At 65.3% G+C, this 17,569-nt stretch carries 17 protein-coding genes and 2 pseudogenes; all 19 read right to left on the bottom strand.

Translation table 11 applies throughout. The features are described 5' to 3' along the window. Window positions 1-116 precede the first annotated feature (116 nt). Window positions 117-1,037: an NADP-dependent oxidoreductase gene (locus G6N67_RS12590; RefSeq protein ID WP_081812466.1), complete on the bottom strand. Its 921-nt coding sequence runs from the start codon at window positions 1,035-1,037 to the stop codon at window positions 117-119. A 31-nt stretch (window positions 1,038-1,068) separates the two neighbouring features. Continuing rightward, the gene (locus tag G6N67_RS12585) at window positions 1,069-1,590 is read right to left on the bottom strand and encodes a YkgB family protein (RefSeq protein WP_036430667.1); all 522 of its coding nucleotides are present in this window, start codon (window positions 1,588-1,590) and stop codon (window positions 1,069-1,071) included. A 254-nt stretch (window positions 1,591-1,844) separates the two neighbouring features. Then, window positions 1,845-2,651, bottom strand: coding sequence for an SDR family NAD(P)-dependent oxidoreductase (locus G6N67_RS12580; RefSeq protein ID WP_051578593.1), 807 nt, complete (start codon window positions 2,649-2,651; stop codon window positions 1,845-1,847). A 98-nt stretch (window positions 2,652-2,749) separates the two neighbouring features. Then, window positions 2,750-3,205 (bottom strand): DUF5709 domain-containing protein, encoded by a 456-nt coding sequence (locus G6N67_RS12575; protein WP_036430666.1) that lies wholly within the window; start codon window positions 3,203-3,205, stop codon window positions 2,750-2,752. Beyond that, a complete protein-coding gene (locus tag G6N67_RS12570; RefSeq protein WP_036430665.1) occupies window positions 3,192-4,655 on the bottom strand; it encodes an MFS transporter in 1,464 nt (487 codons plus the stop codon). Before G6N67_RS12570 ends, G6N67_RS12575 begins: the two co-directional genes overlap by 14 nt. Before the next feature lie 33 nt (window positions 4,656-4,688). Continuing rightward, complete coding sequence (locus G6N67_RS12565) at window positions 4,689-5,069, bottom strand: nuclear transport factor 2 family protein (protein WP_051578591.1); 381 nt, start codon at window positions 5,067-5,069, stop codon at window positions 4,689-4,691. A gap of 101 nt (window positions 5,070-5,170) precedes the next feature. Beyond that, window positions 5,171-6,106 (bottom strand): NADP-dependent oxidoreductase, encoded by a 936-nt coding sequence (locus tag G6N67_RS12560; RefSeq protein ID WP_036434991.1) that lies wholly within the window; start codon window positions 6,104-6,106, stop codon window positions 5,171-5,173. A gap of 15 nt (window positions 6,107-6,121) precedes the next feature. Next, window positions 6,122-6,934, bottom strand: a complete 813-nt coding sequence (locus G6N67_RS39510; protein ID WP_268951276.1) for an oxidoreductase dimerization domain-containing protein — start codon at window positions 6,932-6,934, stop codon at window positions 6,122-6,124. Between the two features lie 19 nt (window positions 6,935-6,953). Continuing rightward, window positions 6,954-7,553, bottom strand: a pseudogene (locus G6N67_RS39195) (FAD-dependent oxidoreductase); the annotation flags it as partial. Window positions 7,554-7,710: 157 nt separating this feature from the next. Continuing rightward, the gene (locus tag G6N67_RS12550) at window positions 7,711-10,035 is read right to left on the bottom strand and encodes a winged helix-turn-helix domain-containing protein (RefSeq protein ID WP_081812465.1); all 2,325 of its coding nucleotides are present in this window, start codon (window positions 10,033-10,035) and stop codon (window positions 7,711-7,713) included. Window positions 10,036-10,109: 74 nt separating this feature from the next. Further along, the gene (gene pdxR / locus G6N67_RS12545; protein WP_036430663.1) at window positions 10,110-11,522 is read right to left on the bottom strand and encodes a MocR-like pyridoxine biosynthesis transcription factor PdxR; all 1,413 of its coding nucleotides are present in this window, start codon (window positions 11,520-11,522) and stop codon (window positions 10,110-10,112) included. Window positions 11,523-11,607: 85 nt separating this feature from the next. Further along, window positions 11,608-12,213, bottom strand: a complete 606-nt coding sequence (locus tag G6N67_RS12540) for a flavodoxin family protein (protein WP_051578590.1) — start codon at window positions 12,211-12,213, stop codon at window positions 11,608-11,610. A 246-nt stretch (window positions 12,214-12,459) separates the two neighbouring features. After that, window positions 12,460-13,377, bottom strand: a complete 918-nt coding sequence (locus G6N67_RS12535) for an LLM class F420-dependent oxidoreductase (RefSeq protein WP_036434983.1) — start codon at window positions 13,375-13,377, stop codon at window positions 12,460-12,462. A 46-nt stretch (window positions 13,378-13,423) separates the two neighbouring features. Beyond that, the gene (locus G6N67_RS12530) at window positions 13,424-14,011 is read right to left on the bottom strand and encodes a GNAT family N-acetyltransferase (RefSeq protein ID WP_036430661.1); all 588 of its coding nucleotides are present in this window, start codon (window positions 14,009-14,011) and stop codon (window positions 13,424-13,426) included. A gap of 43 nt (window positions 14,012-14,054) precedes the next feature. Further along, on the bottom strand, window positions 14,055-14,585 hold the full coding sequence (locus G6N67_RS12525) for a cupin domain-containing protein (protein WP_230022507.1): 531 nt from the start codon (window positions 14,583-14,585) through the stop codon (window positions 14,055-14,057). 43 nt (window positions 14,586-14,628) lie between these two features. Continuing rightward, window positions 14,629-15,399: an SDR family NAD(P)-dependent oxidoreductase gene (locus G6N67_RS12520; protein ID WP_036430658.1), complete on the bottom strand. Its 771-nt coding sequence runs from the start codon at window positions 15,397-15,399 to the stop codon at window positions 14,629-14,631. Window positions 15,400-15,919: 520 nt separating this feature from the next. Then, window positions 15,920-16,312 (bottom strand): annotated as a pseudogene (locus G6N67_RS39190) (cupin domain-containing protein); the annotation flags it as partial. 15 nt (window positions 16,313-16,327) lie between these two features. Further along, window positions 16,328-17,092, bottom strand: a complete 765-nt coding sequence (locus G6N67_RS12510; RefSeq protein WP_036430654.1) for an SDR family oxidoreductase — start codon at window positions 17,090-17,092, stop codon at window positions 16,328-16,330. Continuing rightward, complete coding sequence (locus tag G6N67_RS12505) at window positions 17,089-17,556, bottom strand: hypothetical protein (protein ID WP_230022509.1); 468 nt, start codon at window positions 17,554-17,556, stop codon at window positions 17,089-17,091. Before G6N67_RS12505 ends, G6N67_RS12510 begins: the two co-directional genes overlap by 4 nt. Between the last annotated feature and the right edge of the window lie 13 nt (window positions 17,557-17,569).

The following is a 17,569-nucleotide window of genomic DNA, read 5'->3' as shown; positions in this document are numbered from 1 at the left end:
CGCAACCAGTAGCCCGATCGGCCACGAGGTAAGGGGCACCACCGCCGGCGCGATTCGTCGGACTGGCCTGACCACAAACGAGATTCGCATGCGTTCTTTGCCCCCGCAGATCCTGGTCAGTCGTGCGCGACGTGCAGGATCGTCTTGCCGGGGATCCGCTTCTTGGGTGCGAACGCCGCGGCGGCATCGGCCAGTGGCAGTACAGCACCCACGACGGGCTTGAGGCGTCCATCGCGAACCCGAGCAGCGAGCCCCGCAAGCTGCGCTCGGTCAGCTTCGACGACAAAGTACAGTGCTCGCCCGTCCTGTGGCTGAACCTTGGGCGGTTCTGCGATCGTCACGAGGGTTCCACCGGCGCGCACCACCGCCGCCGAGCGCGCCAGGATCTCTCCCCCGATCACATCGAACACCACGTCGGCCTCTCCGATGTCCTCCAGCTTTTCGGTCTCCAAGTCGAGGAAGTCATGGACGCCGAGCGCGACCGCCCGCTCGCGATCCGCCATCCGCCCGGTACCGATGACATGCGCGCCGACTTCGACGGCGAGCTGTACCGCGAGCGAACCGACACCGCCTGCGGCACCGTGGATCAGCACCGTTTGTCCGGCCTCGAGGCGACCGTGATCGAACAGGCCCTGCCAGGCCACCAGTCCGGAGATCGGCAGCGCGGCAGCCACCGCGTAGTCGATGTCGATGGGCAACGGTGCCAGATTGCGGGCTTCCACCGCGATGTACTGCGCGAGCGAGCCGTTGCGGGTCCAGTCGGCCAGGCCGAACACCCGCTGCCCCACGGTCAATCCAGTGGTTCCGTCGCCCAACTCGACCACAACGCCCGCCAGCTCGTGCCCCGGCACGCTCGGTGTGCGATCCCGCCCACCGCGATCAACCCAGGTACCGGGCCATTCGAGCTCTCCGGGCGTGAAGCCGGCGGCATGCACCTGCACGACGACATCGTTGGTGTCCGGTTGAGGATAGGGCAGCTCCGTCAGCGACATTCCGGCCACCCCGGCCTCTTGATCGGAAACAGTGACAGCTTGCATTGCAGATCCTTTCCCAACGGGGGCCATGTTGCTAATCAAGGTGATTCGACGCGGTTTCTGTTGCTCGGCTGCGGGTTGCGTCGATCGCGTCGGCGAGCAGCCATACCGACAGGCCGAACAGCGCGATGTCCTTCATCAAAAACTGTCCGTTGGCGGACAGCACCGGAAATCCGCCGGCCGATGCTTCACCGACGCCGGGCGTGGTGACCATGAAGCTCAGGGTGTTCAAGAAGAACAGCGATGCGAGTGCGCCTCCGACCACAGCTACCCTGGGGAACCACGGCTTGACGGCGATCAGCGCTGCTGTCACCAGCTCGACGACTCCGAGGATACGGCCGAACGTGCTGATGGAGATGAGCTGATAGATCCAACTCATGAATGGGCTGTTGGCAACGAGTGGTGAGATGCCGTGGGATTCGTAGTAGGTGAACTTCATGGCGCCGAACCACGCGATGACGATGACCAGGGCATAGCGGGCTACCAGCGCCGCGGCAGCGGTACTTCGGGCGTTCCTCAGGTCATCCTTCATGCCTGCGACCAGATCCTGTGACATGCCGTCTCCGTTCGTATCTCAGTGAGCCGCTGTGCCCTGACGAGCAACCAGTGTTCGTGGCGAAAGGGTGAATTGTCCTCATCCACCCGCGATTTTCACCCGGGTGAGGACGGCATTCGGCCAAGATCCGTGCGACGGTCAGCACGGTGGCGAACACGACAACCGGTGCGTACGCCACTGCCAGCATTTTCCGTTCGGATTCCGACATGCGGTGGTGTCCAATCATTGCGTGCCAATGTTGTTGCGCGGCGGGGCTAGTTGCGGCCTGCCATGATTCCGCCGTCAACGTTGAGGATGGCGCCGGTGATCCAGCTCGCTCGTTCGGAGAGCAGAAACGTGACTGCGTCAGCGATGTCGACCGGTGTACCGACGCGGCCCAGCGGGTGCAGGGGCGCGAACGTGCTCAGCGTGGCATCGATCTCGTCCTTGGGGATGAAGCCTTCGTAGAGCGGCGTTTTGACGACCGCCGGCGCGACGGCATTGACGCGGATCTGATGCCCCGCCAGTTCGATGGCCAGATTGTGGGTGAGGGCATGTAGCCCGGCCTTCTGCATGGAGTAGGCCGACGAAGGTGTCGCGCCGATGGCCTGGTGGGCCCACATGGAACCGATGTTGACGATCGAGCCTCCCGTGCCTCCGGATGCAATCCCGGCAACCACGGTCTGGGTGAGGAAGAACAGTGCGTAGTTCAGATCGAGATACGAATCGTAGGACTGGGTGTCGTAGTGCAAGAACGGTTTTGGGATGAAGAATCCCGCTGCGTTGACCATCAGTGTTGCATCGGCGTGGTACTCGGACAGCGCGCCCTGGACGTCGGTCACCGCGGACCGGTCGGTCAGCTCGGCAACGATGCCCCAGGCCCGGCCGCTCCGAGCGGTGAGCTCGGCCACGGTGTCATCGACCCGCTGTTCCGAACGGCCGATGATCACCGCACTGCCGCCACCATCGATGACGTCCAGTGCGACTTGGCGTCCCATGCCGGCACTGCCGCCGACCACAACGATCTTCTTGCCGTCGAACTCTGTGCCCACTGCCTGTTCCCCTTTGCCGAGTTTCTTCATCTGTCGTGCTGTGCCGAACAGGGTTGAAGCCTGTCCCACTACGGGGTGAGCCGTCGTCACCCCGCAGCGTCAACCACCCGGGTGAGGGGACGGCCAGATCACTGCAACCGCCATCGTTCGCCCGCGATGGTGTCCTCGTCCGCGATGACGTGCATGGCGGCCTCCTCGGCCGACGCACCACCGCCGTCGATCCCGACGTCGTGGGCACGGTAATCGGTGGTGGGGTCTGTGGGGTCGACGCCGAAGGCCACGAGGCGGCCCGCACGCGCGACTCCGACCTGGTCGTCGATCGGCTCGCCGTCGCTGTCGGGACTGTCACCTATCCCATCGCCATCCCACTCGTCGGTGACGTCAGGGAGCTCATGGGCCAACCGGCGGGCCAAGCTTTCATGGGTGCGCGCTTCACACGCCGTCAGCCCCCAGTACCCCAGCTCTTGTGGGCTCTCCGGGGGTGAATAACCTTCGTCGAGGTCGATACCGGTCTGCTCTGAGTCCAGGCTTTCTTCAGGTTCGAGCAGATGGGCTGCCACGTCGTCGAATTCAGGACTCTCCATGGTGCGGTCTCCAATCTCTGTCGGCGAGAACCGGTTGCGCGCCGGGGCGGTCCCGGCACATCGCCGCGATTTCGCACGGCACCGAATTGGCCGGGATCTCCGGGTGGGTGATCGTGACTGCGCATACCACCGCACCGGTGACGAACAACATCGCGCTGGCCTGAAGGAGCCGTGGAAAGCTGGCGTCGGTCAACGTTCCGGCGGCTATCAGGCCCATACACGCCACTGCGATCAAACCCGCAAGCCTCGAGGCGGCATTGTTGATCGCCGAGGCGATGCCGCCGCGCATCGGATCCACCGCCGACAAGCAGACGGCCGTCAACGGTGTCACCGTGATGACCAAACCCGTTGCGAACAACGTCATCCCGGGCATCACCTGTGAGAGAACGTGGAAATCGCCGGCCACCGGCCGGATCATCAGCAACCCGATTGCCGCGATTATCGGCCCGCCGATCACGAACATCCGCGGTCCGATGCGGGTGGCGGCGGCGCCGACACGACGGGCGAACAGAAACGACAGGATGGGGATCGGCAGCGTTACCAATCCCGCAGATGTCGCCGAAGAGCCGATGACCTCTTGCAGGTACAGCGCAATGACCAGCGTGCCCAACGCCAGTCCTCCATACACGAAGGCGGTGGCGAGATTGCCCCCGGCGAAGTTCCGGCTCGTGAACAGGTGCAGGGGCAGCATCGGATGCGCTGCGCGGCGCTGCCATTCGATGAAACCGACCAGGGCCGTCACGCCGACGACGAAGGATGCGCTGACGACGGGGTCAGCCCAGCCCCGTCCCTGGGATTCGATGAGCGCGTATACGGTCGCCGCGAGCCCTGTCGCGGACAACAGCCCACCAGCCAGGTCAACGTGGGCGTGCCCGGCCGGCTCCGGCATCGGGCACATCCAGAAAGTCAGCGCGAAACCGACGACCATCGGGACCGCCGAGAGGACATAGATCCACCGCCAGGTCAGTAGATCCACGGCGAGCCCGCCGAGCAGCGGGCCGAACGCGAATGCGATCCTGGTCCAGGCGGTCCACGCGCCGATCGCAGCCGACCGGCCGGCTCCGTCGAACGCGGCGTTGATCATCGCCAGCGAGCCCGGAACAAGAAACGCCGCGCCCAGACCTTGCACAACGCGCGCGACAATCAAGACCACCGGCGAAGGCGCTGTCGCGGCCAACACCGATCCGACTCCGAACGCCACGAGCCCAAAGCGCATGACGCGCACTCGGCCGAGCAGATCGGAGATCGACCCACCGGGCAGGATCATGGCGCCGAGCGCCAGCAGATAGCCGTCAACGACCCACTGTTGCAGGCCCATTCCCCCGCCGAGGTCGCGTATGGTGGCCGGCAGCGCAAGGTTCACCACAGTGCTGTCGAGGAACGCGACCATCGACACCATCACTGCCACCACCATTACGCGGCTGGTCGGGGCGGCATTGCGGATTTTCACCGCCAAACCCCTGCCGTGCGACAGGACTCCCGGCTAAGCGCCTGGAGCGATCGCGCAGGCTGCGACACAGACCCACGTGCCTTCACGCTTCTGATATGTGTCCGTGTAGAGCGCCTCTTGGGTCATTCCGTCCGCGAGCATGGTGTATGTGGCCCGGGCATGGATCAGGGCCACGTCGCTGAGGATGCGGATGTTGACATCGTGCACGGCAAGATCTTTGAACGGACGCGGCTTGGCGATGTACTCCAGGTACTCTTCCCGGTTCCGCGTAACACCCGGGGTCTGCACGATGAAGTCTTCGGCCAGGAACTCGCTGAAGCGCTTGACGTCGTTGAACTGATCGGAGTGGACGTAGTCCTTGTTCAGCTGATCGAGGATCGCCAGATCTTCCGCCGACTGCTTGGTGTCGCTCAATTTACCACTCCCTCACTATAATTCGGCTTTCGCCGCAGACGGTTCGTCGGTTATGAGATTGCCGCCAGATGGGGTGAGCCGTCATCACCCGCTCACCTCGTTCACCCGGGGTGAGTGATGGCCACGCCGCCTGATCGGCGGCCTGCGACAACTTGGTCGAGAGCGAATGCGGCCTGGTCCAAGCTGTAGGCACACGGGACCGGCATGGTCAATCTGCGAGCACCGAGCAGCGCGGCCAGCCGGCCGAGTTGAGCGCCGTCCGAACGGACATATACCGCGGTTACGCTGATGCCCCGGGTCGGCAATGGCGGGCCGGGGGTAATGGTCGCCAGCCGGCCACCATCGGCAAGAGCTGTCATCGCCGTTGCGGCACCGCCGACGACAGCGTTGGCCGCCGCGTCGATATCTCGCTGCGCCAACGTTTTTGCGCGCTGCAGCCACATCGGATCCCGGTAGTCGATGACTTCGCGGGCTCCGTAGGCACGGATCCGGTCGGCGCTGCGAGGACCGGCGGTGGCGAGCACATCGACCCCGCGCAGGACGGCCAACTGGACAACAAGGCCCCCGGTGAGCCCGCCTGCACCGTGAACGAGCAACGTTTCTCCACCGCGAAGCGCCAGCGCCTCGGTGACCAGCTGCTCGGCTGTCAAAGCCGGCACTGGCAAGATCGCCGCGGCCTCCCACGGAACCTCGGGTGGCTTGTGCGCGAGAGACGCCACAGGCGCGATCAGAAGCGGCGCCCAGGTGCCCTGGTCCCGCAGCGGCACGGGGTGGCACAGCACCGGATCGCCCACCTTGAATTCGCTCGCGTGTTGTCCGACGGCCTTGATGATCCCGGCGGCCTCGACTCCAAGCGCCATCGGCGGCCTCGTGCCGACGTCCCACTCTCCGGCACGAACGATGTTGTCCCAGTTGCCCACACCCGCGCTCCGCACATCGACGAGAACCTCGTCGGCCGCCAACGGACGCGGGTCGTCCACCTCGAACAACTCCACTCTTGCGCCCGGCGTGCGAACTCCCGCAACGAGCATGCTCATGGTCCTCTCCGGCTCTTAGTAGTAGGCGAACTCGGTCTCATGGGCGAGCAGCGGATCCCAGACCTGGTTGACTGTCGGATGCGGCGCGACGGCATGGCGCAGGAGCCCGGTGGGGAGCTTCGCCACCACTGCGAGGGTGGCTGCTTGAGCGAGCTCAGAGAATTCAGGCCCGACGAAGGTCGCTCCGAGCAGCGTGTTGGTTGCGGCGTCGATGACCAACTTCGCCCAACCTCGGAAGCCGTCCCGCAGGAGGGCCAGATGCGTCACTGCGTCCGGGTAGTCAGCACTTCGCGTTCTCACCGCGAATCCTTCTGCGCGGGCTTGTCTTTCCGTGCGCCCGACCCTGACCACCTGCGGATCGGTGAAGATCACCTGCGCGATGCTGCCGGCATCGTGGGCGGTCAGTTCATCTTCGAACAGTTCTCGCCCGGCGGCGAGCGCTGCGATGATGTCGGCGACGAGATGGCCGTGGTACGTCGAGATATGGGACAGCCGGGCACGCCCGGTGGTATCTCCCAGGGCATAGAGCCATCCGCCGGTGATGCCGGTCGCCTGGAGGCGATCGTTTACCGTGATGAACGTGCCGGCCGGTAGGCCAACGGTTTCCAATCCGATGTCGTCGGTGTTGACGCGCCGACCGGCCGCCAACACGATCTCGTCCGCCTCGACGGTCTGGCGGCCGAACGTTGCGGTGACGGGGCCGCCCGCCACGGGCCGGGCCACCGCGCACAATTCGGTCTCGAAGTGGATCTTGACGCTCTTGTTTCGCAGCGACTCCTCGACCAGAGCGGGCTTCGGGTTCACAGTCGCGAAGCAGCGTGTTCCCACGCACCAGCAGCGTCACCTCAGAGCCCAATCCGTTGAGGAGGGTGGCGAACTCGACGCTGACCGGACCGCCGCCCACCACCACGGCGCGGCGTGGCACGTGCGTCATGGTCGTCAAATCCCGGTTGCTCCACGCGCGGGCTTGCGCCAGCCCAGGTACTGCAGGCACGTTCGGACGAGTCCCAGTCGCCACGACGACCGCGTGGCGTGCCCTGAGGACGACCTCGGTGTTGTCGGCGTGAGTCACGCGCACCGCCCGTGGGCCGCTCAACCGGCCTACGCCGTGGAACACGGCGACGCCGGCCTGCACCAGTGATGCTGTCCGGTCTCGGTCCGAGAGATGCTCGATAATCGAGTCGCGCTTCGCGAAGACGGCGGCAAGGTCGAGTTCTTCACCCGAGATGGCTTCTCGCACACCGGGAACTGCCTTGGCGAGATTGAACACCTCGATCGGGCGAAGCAGTGTCTTGCTCGGGTTGCAGCCGAAGTAGTGGCATTCCCCACCGACCAGGCGATCCTCGACCAGTGCGGCCGCGAGGCCTGCTGACGCAAACCTCCGCGCAGCGGCCACGCCGCCCACCCCACCGCCCAGGATGACGACGTCGAAGTCTTGGCCAGTCATGTATCCCCTCACTTCCCGGTGATCGGTACAGCCTTCCGCCAGTCGGGGTGAACGGTCGCCACCCTGCCCGACAGCTCACCCGGGTGATCCCGGTGAGAGTTGTTGTCCACAACCGAATTAGGGAACAGCTCGGGATACGGCGGAGTCGTTCGCTGCGTCAGCGCAGGCCGAGTTCGCGAGCGCGTGTGACCGCCGCGCTGCGGTTCTCGACACCCAGCTTGCGGTACACCGCGCGTTGGTGAGTTTTCACGGTGTTCAGTGACACGTAGAGGCGCTCACCGATCTCCCGCCGCGACAGTTTGGTGGCCAGCAATCGAAGAACCTCGTGTTCTTTGGCAGTGAGCTCTTCGACCACCGGGCTCTCCTGCATGCGGGTGCCCGGCCGAGCGCCCAGCGCCCGCGGGGCCGAGGTGAGCGGCTTCGCCACGATGCCGGTATCCCGGCACTGCCGTAGCAGCATGGCCGCCTCGGTGCGGCAGGCCTGGCATTCGGGATTTTCGCCGAGGTGGCGGAGAATCTCGGCCCTGGCCAGCAAGGCGTTGGCCACCTCGAGGATTCCTGCGCCGCGACGTGCCAATCCGACCGCCATCTCGGCAGCTTCCGCGGCAGCTGCCACATCGCGGCGCCGGTCGAGGATGATTGCCGTGGCAAGCGAGACCATCATGTCCACGAAATGTTCCCCGTCGGCCAGGTCTCTGCTGCTGCCGGTGGCCCGACGGATCAGTTCCTCGGCGACGATGAGCTCTCCTTGGCGGGCCGAGATGACCGCCAAGTAGCCCAACGCGTAGCGGTGTGCGAGAAGGTTGCCGGCGTTCTCGGCGAGCGACACGGCCGTCCGGAAAGCGCGTTGTGCGGCGCAGGTGTCACCCGAGAAGTACAGCGCAGCGCCGTAGACACAGAACGCGATCGGCCTGCCCACCGGCGCGCTGCCGAGGTCGAGACCGACCGCACGCCGCGCGGTGTCAAGGGCCGAAGGCAGGTCGCCGGACCTGAAACGATGCACCGCCCGCAGCACGACGACTTTCTCGCCGATGTTGTCGATGCCTGCGCAGCCACCGGTGCGCGCCGCAGGCACCGCAGCTTCGATCCAGCGGCCGGCGACGTCGAGATGGCCGGAGTCCAGAGCGACCCACGCACGCGCCAGGCTCAACCGGGCGTTGTGTGCCACGATCTCGGATGGCAGCACATCCAGCCATCCCGAGACGGTCGACAACCGGCCGAGGTTGAAGGCGGCGGCCCAACTGGTCGCGATCAACTCGGCCGCCCCCTGCATGTCCCCGGCGGCCACCAGATGGTGGATGGCTTCATCCGTCAGGCCCTCGCCGGCAAACCACGCCGCGGCCCGTTGATGTAGCAGCGGAACCAGATCTGGTTCGCTACAGCGTAATTCAGTGCGAAGCAGGTCCGCGAACAGCTGATGATATCGGTACCACCGCCGCGAGACATCCAAGGGCAGCAAGAACAGATTGTCGCGTTCGATGGTCTCGAGCACCGACGCCGAGCCGTTCGTGTGCAACACCGCGTCGCACAGTGCTCCGTTCAACCGGTCCAGCAGCGAGGTGCGGAGCAGAAAGGTACGGATGTGCGCAGGCTGACCGTCGAGCACCTCGGCGATCAAATAATCGACGATGTGTCGGTTGTCGCCCGCGAAATCGTGGATGAATTCGGCAGCGTCGGTCCTACCGGCCAACGACAGCCCGGCGAGATACAGCCCGGCCGCCCACCCCTCCGTGCGGTGGAACAACAGCTGAACCTGCGCATCGGTCAACTTGAAATCGAGGACGCCGTCGAGCAGGTCCGCGGCTTCGCCGGCGTGGAAGCGCAGTTCCTCCGCGCGCAGTTCCAGCAGCTCACCGCGCGCCCTGAGCCGTGCCAAAGGCAATGCGGGATCCGAGCGGGTGGCTATGACCAGGCGGAAGGTCGGCGGCAACCGTTCGACGACATACCCCACTTGTTCGTGCACGGTCCGGTTCTCGACAAGGTGATAGTCGTCGAGGACCAGGGCGATCTGGTAATCGACACCGGCCAACTCGTCGAGCAGGGTGGGCAAGACCACCCGTCCGGTGTCCGCGCCCATCCGAATGAGCTCTAGAGCGCGCGGGGCCACCCCGGGGCTGGCCTTGCCGAGCGCCGAGATCGCACAGGCCCAAAACCGCGCCGGGTCGTTGTCGGACGCATCCAGGGACAGCCAGCCGCGTCGACGCCGCTCGTCGGCCTCGCTCACCCACTGCGCGAGAAGTGTCGTCTTGCCCCAGCCCGCCGGCGCGCTCAGCAACGTGAGCTTGCGAGAGGGTTCCGCGGACAGGATCTCGATCAGCTCCGCCCGCTCGATCACCTGGGCCCGAATCGCCGGTGGCGCCGACTTGGCGGCAAGCAGAACCGCGGGTTCGCCGGCGTCAGCGGGTCGATCACCATCGACCTCGAAAAGGCGGGGCCCGGGAGATGGCTGATCGGTGACCCTGGTGCTGCCGGCGACGATCATGCTCTGAACGCTAATCGTGGTACCGCGCCGAACATGGGCCACTTGGGTGCCGTGAGGTTGGGCCAGTCACGCCTTCAGGGCAGCAGTCCGATCAGGGCGTCCAAAGCCCCTGACCATGCGCTCGGCGCGGGCGAGGCATACCCGATCACCAAACCGTCGCGCTCGGTGTCGGCTTCAGGATGGCGGTACCGATCAAGGCCCTCCACGCCGAGCCGCCGCCATGCGAGCTGACGAGACAATGCACTCTCGGCGCCGTCGGCGAGCTCGATCATCACCTGCAGACCCGCGGGCATCCCCGTCACGGTGCTGGTCGGGGACGACCGGGCCACGGCGTTGACCAGTTCCTCGCGGCGGCGGCGGTACTGCACGCGCATCGTCCGAATGTGCCTGTCGTACGAACCCGAAACGATGAACTCGGCCATCGTCAACTGGTCCACGAACCCAGACGTCTCGCCGTATTCACCGATCTGCCGCACCACCGCTTCGACAAGGCGGTCCGGCAACACCAGCCAGCCGAGTCGAAGTCCCGGCGCCAGTGATTTGCTCGCTGTACCCAGATAGACGACATGGTCGGGATCGACGCCGTGTAGCGCCCCGACAGGGCTGCGGTCGTATCGGAATTCGCCGTCATAGTCGTCTTCGACGATCACGCCACCCGTTCGTCGCGCCCAATCGACGACTGCGGCGCGGCGGTCGGGATGCAACGACACCCCGGTGGGAAACTGGTGCGACGGCGTGAGCAGCACGCCGCCCACCTCTGCCATGTCGCCGAGTGCCGTCACGTCGGCGCCGTCTGAGTCGAGTGCCAAAGGCGGACACCGTAATCCGGCTTTGGTGAGCAAATCCCACTGTGTGTAGAGGCCGAATTCCTCAACCGCAAGGGCAACGACTCCGGCCTCCGCCAGCGCGCGAGCCACGAGGCTCAATCCTTCGGCCGCGCCACTACAGATGACGATGTTTCGTGGATGAGCCCGGACTCCCCTGGCGCGCGCAAGATACTGCGCGAGGGCGTCACGAAGCTCCAGCCGCCCCTGTGGGTCGGAGTAGCCGAACGCCTCGAACGGCGCAGCGTTCAACGCGCGCTTGACCGCACGGCTCCACTCGGTCCGCGGGAATGACGCCAGGTCCGGATGCCCTGGTCGGAAGTCGTGGTCCAGCCGGCGCAGCGGTCGTCGGTAAGGGGGTGGAGCAACGGACCGGACGACTTCGGTAGTGCGTTGAGCGACCAAGGTGCATGAGCCATGCTGCGATGTCAGCCAGCCCTCGGCAATGAGTTCGGCGTAGGCACTGGCCACGGTGTTTCTCGCGACACCAAGGTCGGCGGCCAACGCACGACTCGACGGCAGCTGGAGGCCAGGCGCCAATCGCCCCGAGCGGATCGCATCGCGAATCGCTTCCATCACACCGTCGCGCACCTTGCCGCCGGGGCGATCCAGGTGGAGATCCAACCCGGCAACCGGGTTAGGTGACCCGGTCTCGGTGTGCATAGGCGATCGCGTCCATGGCGTCATGTCTCCCAAAAGCGATACTAAGGCTACGCCAACGTAGATAGCCAGCAGATCGTTGGCGGAGTCAGTTTTTCGCGAAGTCGACGTACGGCGTGTTCGGCGTTTTTCCGGTCGCCAGAAAGGTGGCGAAGCGCTCCCCGAAGGCCGCTGCGGTCGCCAGGTCCGCGCGCGACATCGCCTGTGGATCATCGAACGGGTTGGTGGCCATCGCCCCGCCGTAACCGCCTACGTAGTTCAGGCTTTCGCGGGAGGCGGACTTGTCGTAGGCGATGGCCGGCTTCATACCCGAGCCGATCCACACCATGCCCTGTTGCATCGCGAGCGTCCACAGGTACGTCAGGGTGGAGAACTTGTCGCCGCTCATCCCGGTCGAGTTGGTGAACCCGCCTGCGAGTTTGTCGCGCCACTGGGTGGACCGCCACGCGCGAATAGTAGAGTCGGCAAACCGTTTGAACTGCCACGACGGGCCGCCCATGTGGGTGGGGCAGCCGAAGATGATGCCGTCAGCAGCGGCCAGCGTGCCCCACCCGGCCTCCTCGACGGCACCATCGTCGTCGATGCGGACCAGTTGAATGCGCGCACCCATGGCGCGGGCGCCCTCGCCGACCGCCTCGGCCAGGCGCCAGGTGTTTCCCGCTCGCGAGTGCGCCACGATAGCGACAGTTGCCACCTTGCGCCGTCCTTTCGCTGGAGTCCATCACGGCTAAGCCCCGGCGTCGCTCGTTCGGCACCGGACGGCACCATCATAATGGACGATTTGGTCCGCACTAAGCTGGCTACCGAATTGGCGCAACGGACGCCGGACGGCCATCACCCGGACAGCAACGCCCATTTGGCGCACTTCCACGGCGCCTGCCGACGGAATTAATGGACTATATAGTCCGCGCCTAGGCTGATGCCGACGCCTCGGGCCGGCTCAGAGCGATCCTGTGAAAGCCCAGAGTTCCTCGGCTGCGCGCGCGTCCGTCCAGGCCAGTCCGCTGAGCACGAGATCCGTCGCACCGGCGTCCAGATACCGCTGAAGTTGACGCCGCACCGATTCCGGCGAACCCACTGCGGCAAGTTCTGCTGCACCGGTGACACCTTCTCGCGCAATCACTTTCCGATACGACGGAATGGGCTCATAGAAACTCAACTGCTCAGCCGCGAAGTTTCGCGCGGCATCGGTGTCGTCGGACAGGAGCGCGGGCACTTGCGCGATGATCCTGGGCTTCGGCCGCCCAGCCTCGGCCGCGGACTTCGCGATGGTCGGTTCGATGAACTCGGCAATGGTCCGCGGCCCCGCGAGATAGGGCAGCGTACCGTCGGCCAGTTCGCCGGTGACCTGCAGCGCTTTTGGGCCCATGGCGGCCACGTACACCGGCACCGGCGCACCCCCGGGGACTCGGACGGGCCATCCGGGCTGCGCGCTGATCTCGGTGCCGCAGAAGTCGACTGCGCCGGTATCAAAAATGGACCTCAGCACCGTCAAGTGCTCGCGAAGGCGGGCAATCGAATTGGACCACGACGCTCCGAAGGCCCGCCGCTCGGGCTCGTGACCACCCAATCCAAGACCGAGACTGAAATTACCGTGCGTCGCAGCCTGCGCTGTCTGCGCCAGCGGCGCGACGATCAACGGATGACGCGGGTTGATCGGTACCACTGCCGTGCCCACACCGAGCCCCGGTACGGCCGCGCCGATCAATGCCGCGAGCGCGATCGCATCATGATCGTTGTTCTGGCTCAGCCAAACTTGGCGGACGCCGAGCTCGTACGCGCGGCCGGCCTGCGCCACCATGTCATCGACGCGATTGGTTGCGTGTGGGTCGGCAAACAACACGACTCCGGTCGACATGTGCTCGATCTCCTTTGCTTCGCGCAACAGGTGTCCACGCTCGATGTCATCGAGGTGCGGCGGGTTCGGGATAATCCAGATCGGGCGCGGTGAGTCGGTAAACCTGCAGTGTGAGGCCGTAGTACTTGTCGGTCTCGCCGACCCACTCCATTCCGACGCGGCGTGCGGTTGCCACACCTCGGACATTGCCCGGACGCACCACCGCAAACACCTCCGATACCCCATTGGCGAAGGCCTGGTGCGCCACCGCGTGGCCGGCCTCGGCACCGTAACCGTGCCCCCATGCCGCGGGAGCAACTTGCCAGCCGATTTCGAGATCAGTCCTGCCGGGTGGCAGCGGGAGCAGGGAAACCGCCCCAACGACGCAGTCGCTGTCGCGGATCTCGATCGCCCAATGACCCGATGCCTGCTCGGACTCATCGTGTTCGGTGATCCACTGGTCCAGCAGGCGGCGCATATCGCCGACCTCGTCCACGCGAGGCATGGCCGGGACCAGCCATCGCGCGACTTCCCGACGGCCGAAGATGGCCAGCGCCGCTTCGGCATCGCCACGCGTCCATGGGCGCAGCCGCAGCCGCCTGGTGATCAACTCGTCGGTTCCCGCGACCATCTGAACGTGGGCGCTGTCGCACATCGAAGTCTCCCTCCGACTCACTACGGTGGGTTCTTCGTCCGGATCAAATGGGTTCACCGGGGAACTTCACGTCAAAGCGCTTGCACAGCTCGGGAATACTGTCGACATCCATGTCGAGTGCGTACTTCGCACAGAGGGCGTCCAGGGCTTCTGCCGGTATCCCGTCGACCCCGCCGAGGGCAGCAAGCTCATCGAAGAACTCCTCAAACCCTGCGGGGGAGATGATCTCAAGGACGCGGGCGGGTTCATCGCCGGCATTCCAGAAGGTGTGCCATTGGCCTCGCGGTTTGAAGATGAAGTCGCCGGGCCCGCCGTAGATCACCTCGTCACCGAGCAGGGCTCCTACGCGTCCCTCGATTATCCAGCTGTACTCGTCTTCGTCGTGGTGGCGGTGAAGTGCTGCGGCGAGCGCGCGCGGTGACATCGGATGCTCGAGGACCGAGAACCGTCCCTGTGCCTCAACCCTGTTGACGATGTGCCGGACGCCGACCGTCCCGAGGAACACCGACTTGCCTTCGGTTCGGCCGACATACCGGGCCGCCGGGCCGCCTGGCCTCAAGATGTCGCTGGTCACTGCTCTGTCCTCCTGAACCTCTCGTCCCTGTTGCCACAACCCGTCAGTTGCGGCCGGCCATCACCCCACCGTCGACGTTGAGGATTGCGCCGGTGATCCAACTTGCTCGCTCGGACAGCAGAAAGGTGATGGCATTCGCGACATCGGTGGGGGTGCCGACTCGTCCCAGTGGGTGAAGCGGTGCGAACGTATCGAGCGTGGCGTCGATCTCGTCCTTCGGGATCCACCGCTCGACAGCTGGTGTCTTGACGGCGGCCGGAGCCACCGCGTTCACGCGGATCCTGTACTCGGCAAGCTCTATCGCCAGGTTATGGGTCAACGCATGAAGCCCCGCCTTCTGCATCGAGTGACCCGACGATGGGGTCACGCCCAGTGCCTGATGGCCCCACATGCTGCCGATGTTGACGATCGAGCCGCCCTCCCCACGGCCGACCATGCCCTCGACGACCGTCTGTGTCAGGAAGAACAGCGCGTAGTTGAGCTCCATGTACGAGTCGTAATCCCGCGCGTCGTACTCCAGAAACGCCTTGGGGATGAAGAATCCGGCCGAATTGACCAGCAGGGTCGCGTCGGTGTGCTGCTCGGATAGCGTGCGCCCCACATCAGTGACAGCCGCGCGGTCAGTCAACTCGGCGGCGATTCCCCAGGCTCGGCCACCCCGGCTCGTGAGCTCGGCGACGGTGTCGTCGACCCGCGTTTTCGAGTTCCCGACGATCACAGCGCTACCGCCGCCTTCGACGACGTCCACGGCGACTTGCCGCCCTATACCGGCGCTTCCGCCGACCACGATCACCTTCTTGGCGTCAAAGTGCATACTCGGTCCTCTCCTCGGCTCTGGGTGATTTGCCGCAGCGCGGGCGCTACCGGCGCGATTCGACATGTTGCGGCTCGAACTCTAGGCGTGCGAGCGGAGCCTGCGGATCGAGGCGCACGGAGTCGAATTCGCACCTCAGCACGGAGGCGGTGTGGTTCTGCGGGTTTCGCGCAGCCAATTCGACCACCAACCGAAGTTCGGCCGGCTCGGTCATGCCGTGTGCCAGAACGGAGATCTCGGGCACCTGGCTGAGTACGTCGAGTCGCATCGGTACCACGCTCATGGAGCGGGTGTAGGTGTCTGTGTTGTCGTCGACGGAGGGCATGGCGACGTTCCCGGTGGTGGCGAGCAACAGGTCTTCCGACAGCGCCTTGCCTTTCACGCTGATCGACATCGAGGCGTGCGCTTGCGGGGCGGGTACTGCGACCGTCGCAGTGGCCCCGGTCAACACCAGCTCACGCGTGACCTCGCGCCATTGACGTTTGCGCTCGTCATCAGAGCTGGCGCTCGCGCTGATTGCGCTGACGCGCTGGGGCTTTCGATGCTGCAGATCCTCGTCCGTAACCGGTTCCAGCACCGGACGTCCGGGTGCACACAGCAAGGTGAGGACGAAGCTGCAGGGAATGTCGGCGCGGTTGTTGGCGTCCCGATAGTGGATCACATCGCCACCGGATCCCCAGAACGCGTCACCGGCGCGGAGAACACGTGGCGCTTCTCCCTCGATCTCGAACAACATCTCGCCGTCGATCATGTAGCCGAATCCGGGGCCGCCGGGCAGCCGATGCGGCGGGTAACCCGCGGCACCAGGTGGATGGCTGACGAGGACGGTCAGCACGTGGGCGTTCGCGGGAATCGACGGTGACCGCACTTCCTGCAGCACGGTCATTGTCGATTCTGATTCTGAGTCGATCATCGACCGTCTCTCCCTTCACGTTCCCTGGCGGCGGTCGGAGGCGGCGTCGATCCATTCGGAGTACCGAGTGGTGAAGATCGTGGCGTTGTCGTCGGGTGCGAGGGTGCGATCATCGATCACCGCACCGAAGTACGGTGCTCGTGGTTCGGTCACGACCTGACGCCGATCACTGTTGGCGGCTAGGCCCATGCGCACAAAGTCGTCCATCCCCATGGCCTCAGGCCCGGCGATCTCCGTGATCGCGTTGGTAGGCGGCGCAACCGCCGCGCGGGCCACGGCCGTCGCCACATCGTCGGCGGCGATCGGACGGAACAGCGCGGGTGGCAGCCTGACGATGTCCCCGTCGGTCGCGGAATCAGCCAAGGCGAGTGCGAATTCGAAGAACGGAGTTGCCCGCACTATCGAATACGGCCGATCCGAACCTGCGATCAGCCGTTCCTGAACTGCTTTCGCGGTGTTGTACCCGCTGTCCGGCATCTTCTCCGCGCCCACCACCGACAACGCGACGTGATGACCGACCCCCGCTTCGCGTTCGGCAGAAAGAAGATTCGTGGTCGCGGTCGTGAAGAAGTGCATCACCGGCTCATCGTCGAACAACGGCGAATCGGCGACGTCGACAACGACATCCGCGCCGGCAACAGCGGCGGCGAGACCCTCGCCGGTGAGCGAATCGACACCTGATCGGCGTGAGGCGACGAGCACATCGTGTCCCTGTGTGCTGAGCTGAGCCGCCACCTTGCCGCCGATCAGTCCACGGCCGCCGATGATCACAATCTTCACGATGAACCTCCCAGGGTTGCGGTTGACGAGGGCGCGGGACCGGCCATGGGTCGCGGCCACGTGGTACCGAGAACCGCGTAGGCCGCAGCCGCGCTTGCTGCGGTGAAGACGCTGTAACTGAGCGGTGACTGCACACCGAGGGATACCGCCATCGCCGTGCCGAACACTATGATCACCAGGCACGCCGCAGCGCCGACGAGCTTCGGCCGCCAGCCGGTCACGAGCAAGACTCCCAGAGTTGTTTCGGTAGCCGTGGCCACCCATGCGATGGCCGTCAGGAACCAGCCAGAAGCAAACGGCACCAGCTGGTGCAGATAGCCGGCGAATGCGCTCATGCTCCCCCAGCTACCCTGACCCAAAGGCGCCCACCAACCGAATCGGTCGGCAACAGCGGATAGAAAGGCTGCCGCGAGCGACAGCCGCAGCGCGGTCCGCACAATCCGGATCGGTTCAACTACCTGCATGACCATGTCCCCT

This window comes from Mycolicibacterium mageritense (assembly GCF_010727475.1).
GTDB classification, from domain to species: Bacteria; Actinomycetota; Actinomycetes; order Mycobacteriales; family Mycobacteriaceae; genus Mycobacterium; species Mycobacterium mageritense.
This window is presented reverse-complemented; position numbering and strand designations above follow the sequence as displayed.

Coding starts and splice junctions, on each gene's coding strand:
- G6N67_RS12590 (WP_081812466.1), bottom strand. CDS start 1,037: ATGCAAGCTGTCACTGTTTCCGATCAAGAGGCCGGGGTGGCCGGAATG.
- G6N67_RS12585 (WP_036430667.1), bottom strand. CDS start 1,590: ATGTCACAGGATCTGGTCGCAGGCATGAAGGATGACCTGAGGAACGCC.
- G6N67_RS12580 (WP_051578593.1), bottom strand. CDS start 2,651: ATGAAGAAACTCGGCAAAGGGGAACAGGCAGTGGGCACAGAGTTCGAC.
- G6N67_RS12575 (WP_036430666.1), bottom strand. CDS start 3,205: ATGGAGAGTCCTGAATTCGACGACGTGGCAGCCCATCTGCTCGAACCT.
- G6N67_RS12560 (WP_036434991.1), bottom strand. CDS start 6,106: ATGAGCATGCTCGTTGCGGGAGTTCGCACGCCGGGCGCAAGAGTGGAG.
- G6N67_RS12550 (WP_081812465.1), bottom strand. CDS start 10,035: ATGATCGTCGCCGGCAGCACCAGGGTCACCGATCAGCCATCTCCCGGG.
- pdxR (WP_036430663.1), bottom strand. CDS start 11,522: ATGCACACCGAGACCGGGTCACCTAACCCGGTTGCCGGGTTGGATCTC.
- G6N67_RS12535 (WP_036434983.1), bottom strand. CDS start 13,377: ATGTCGACCGGAGTCGTGTTGTTTGCCGACCCACACGCAACCAATCGC.
- G6N67_RS12530 (WP_036430661.1), bottom strand. CDS start 14,011: ATGTGCGACAGCGCCCACGTTCAGATGGTCGCGGGAACCGACGAGTTG.
- G6N67_RS12520 (WP_036430658.1), bottom strand. CDS start 15,399: ATGCACTTTGACGCCAAGAAGGTGATCGTGGTCGGCGGAAGCGCCGGT.
- G6N67_RS12505 (WP_230022509.1), bottom strand. CDS start 17,556: ATGCAGGTAGTTGAACCGATCCGGATTGTGCGGACCGCGCTGCGGCTG.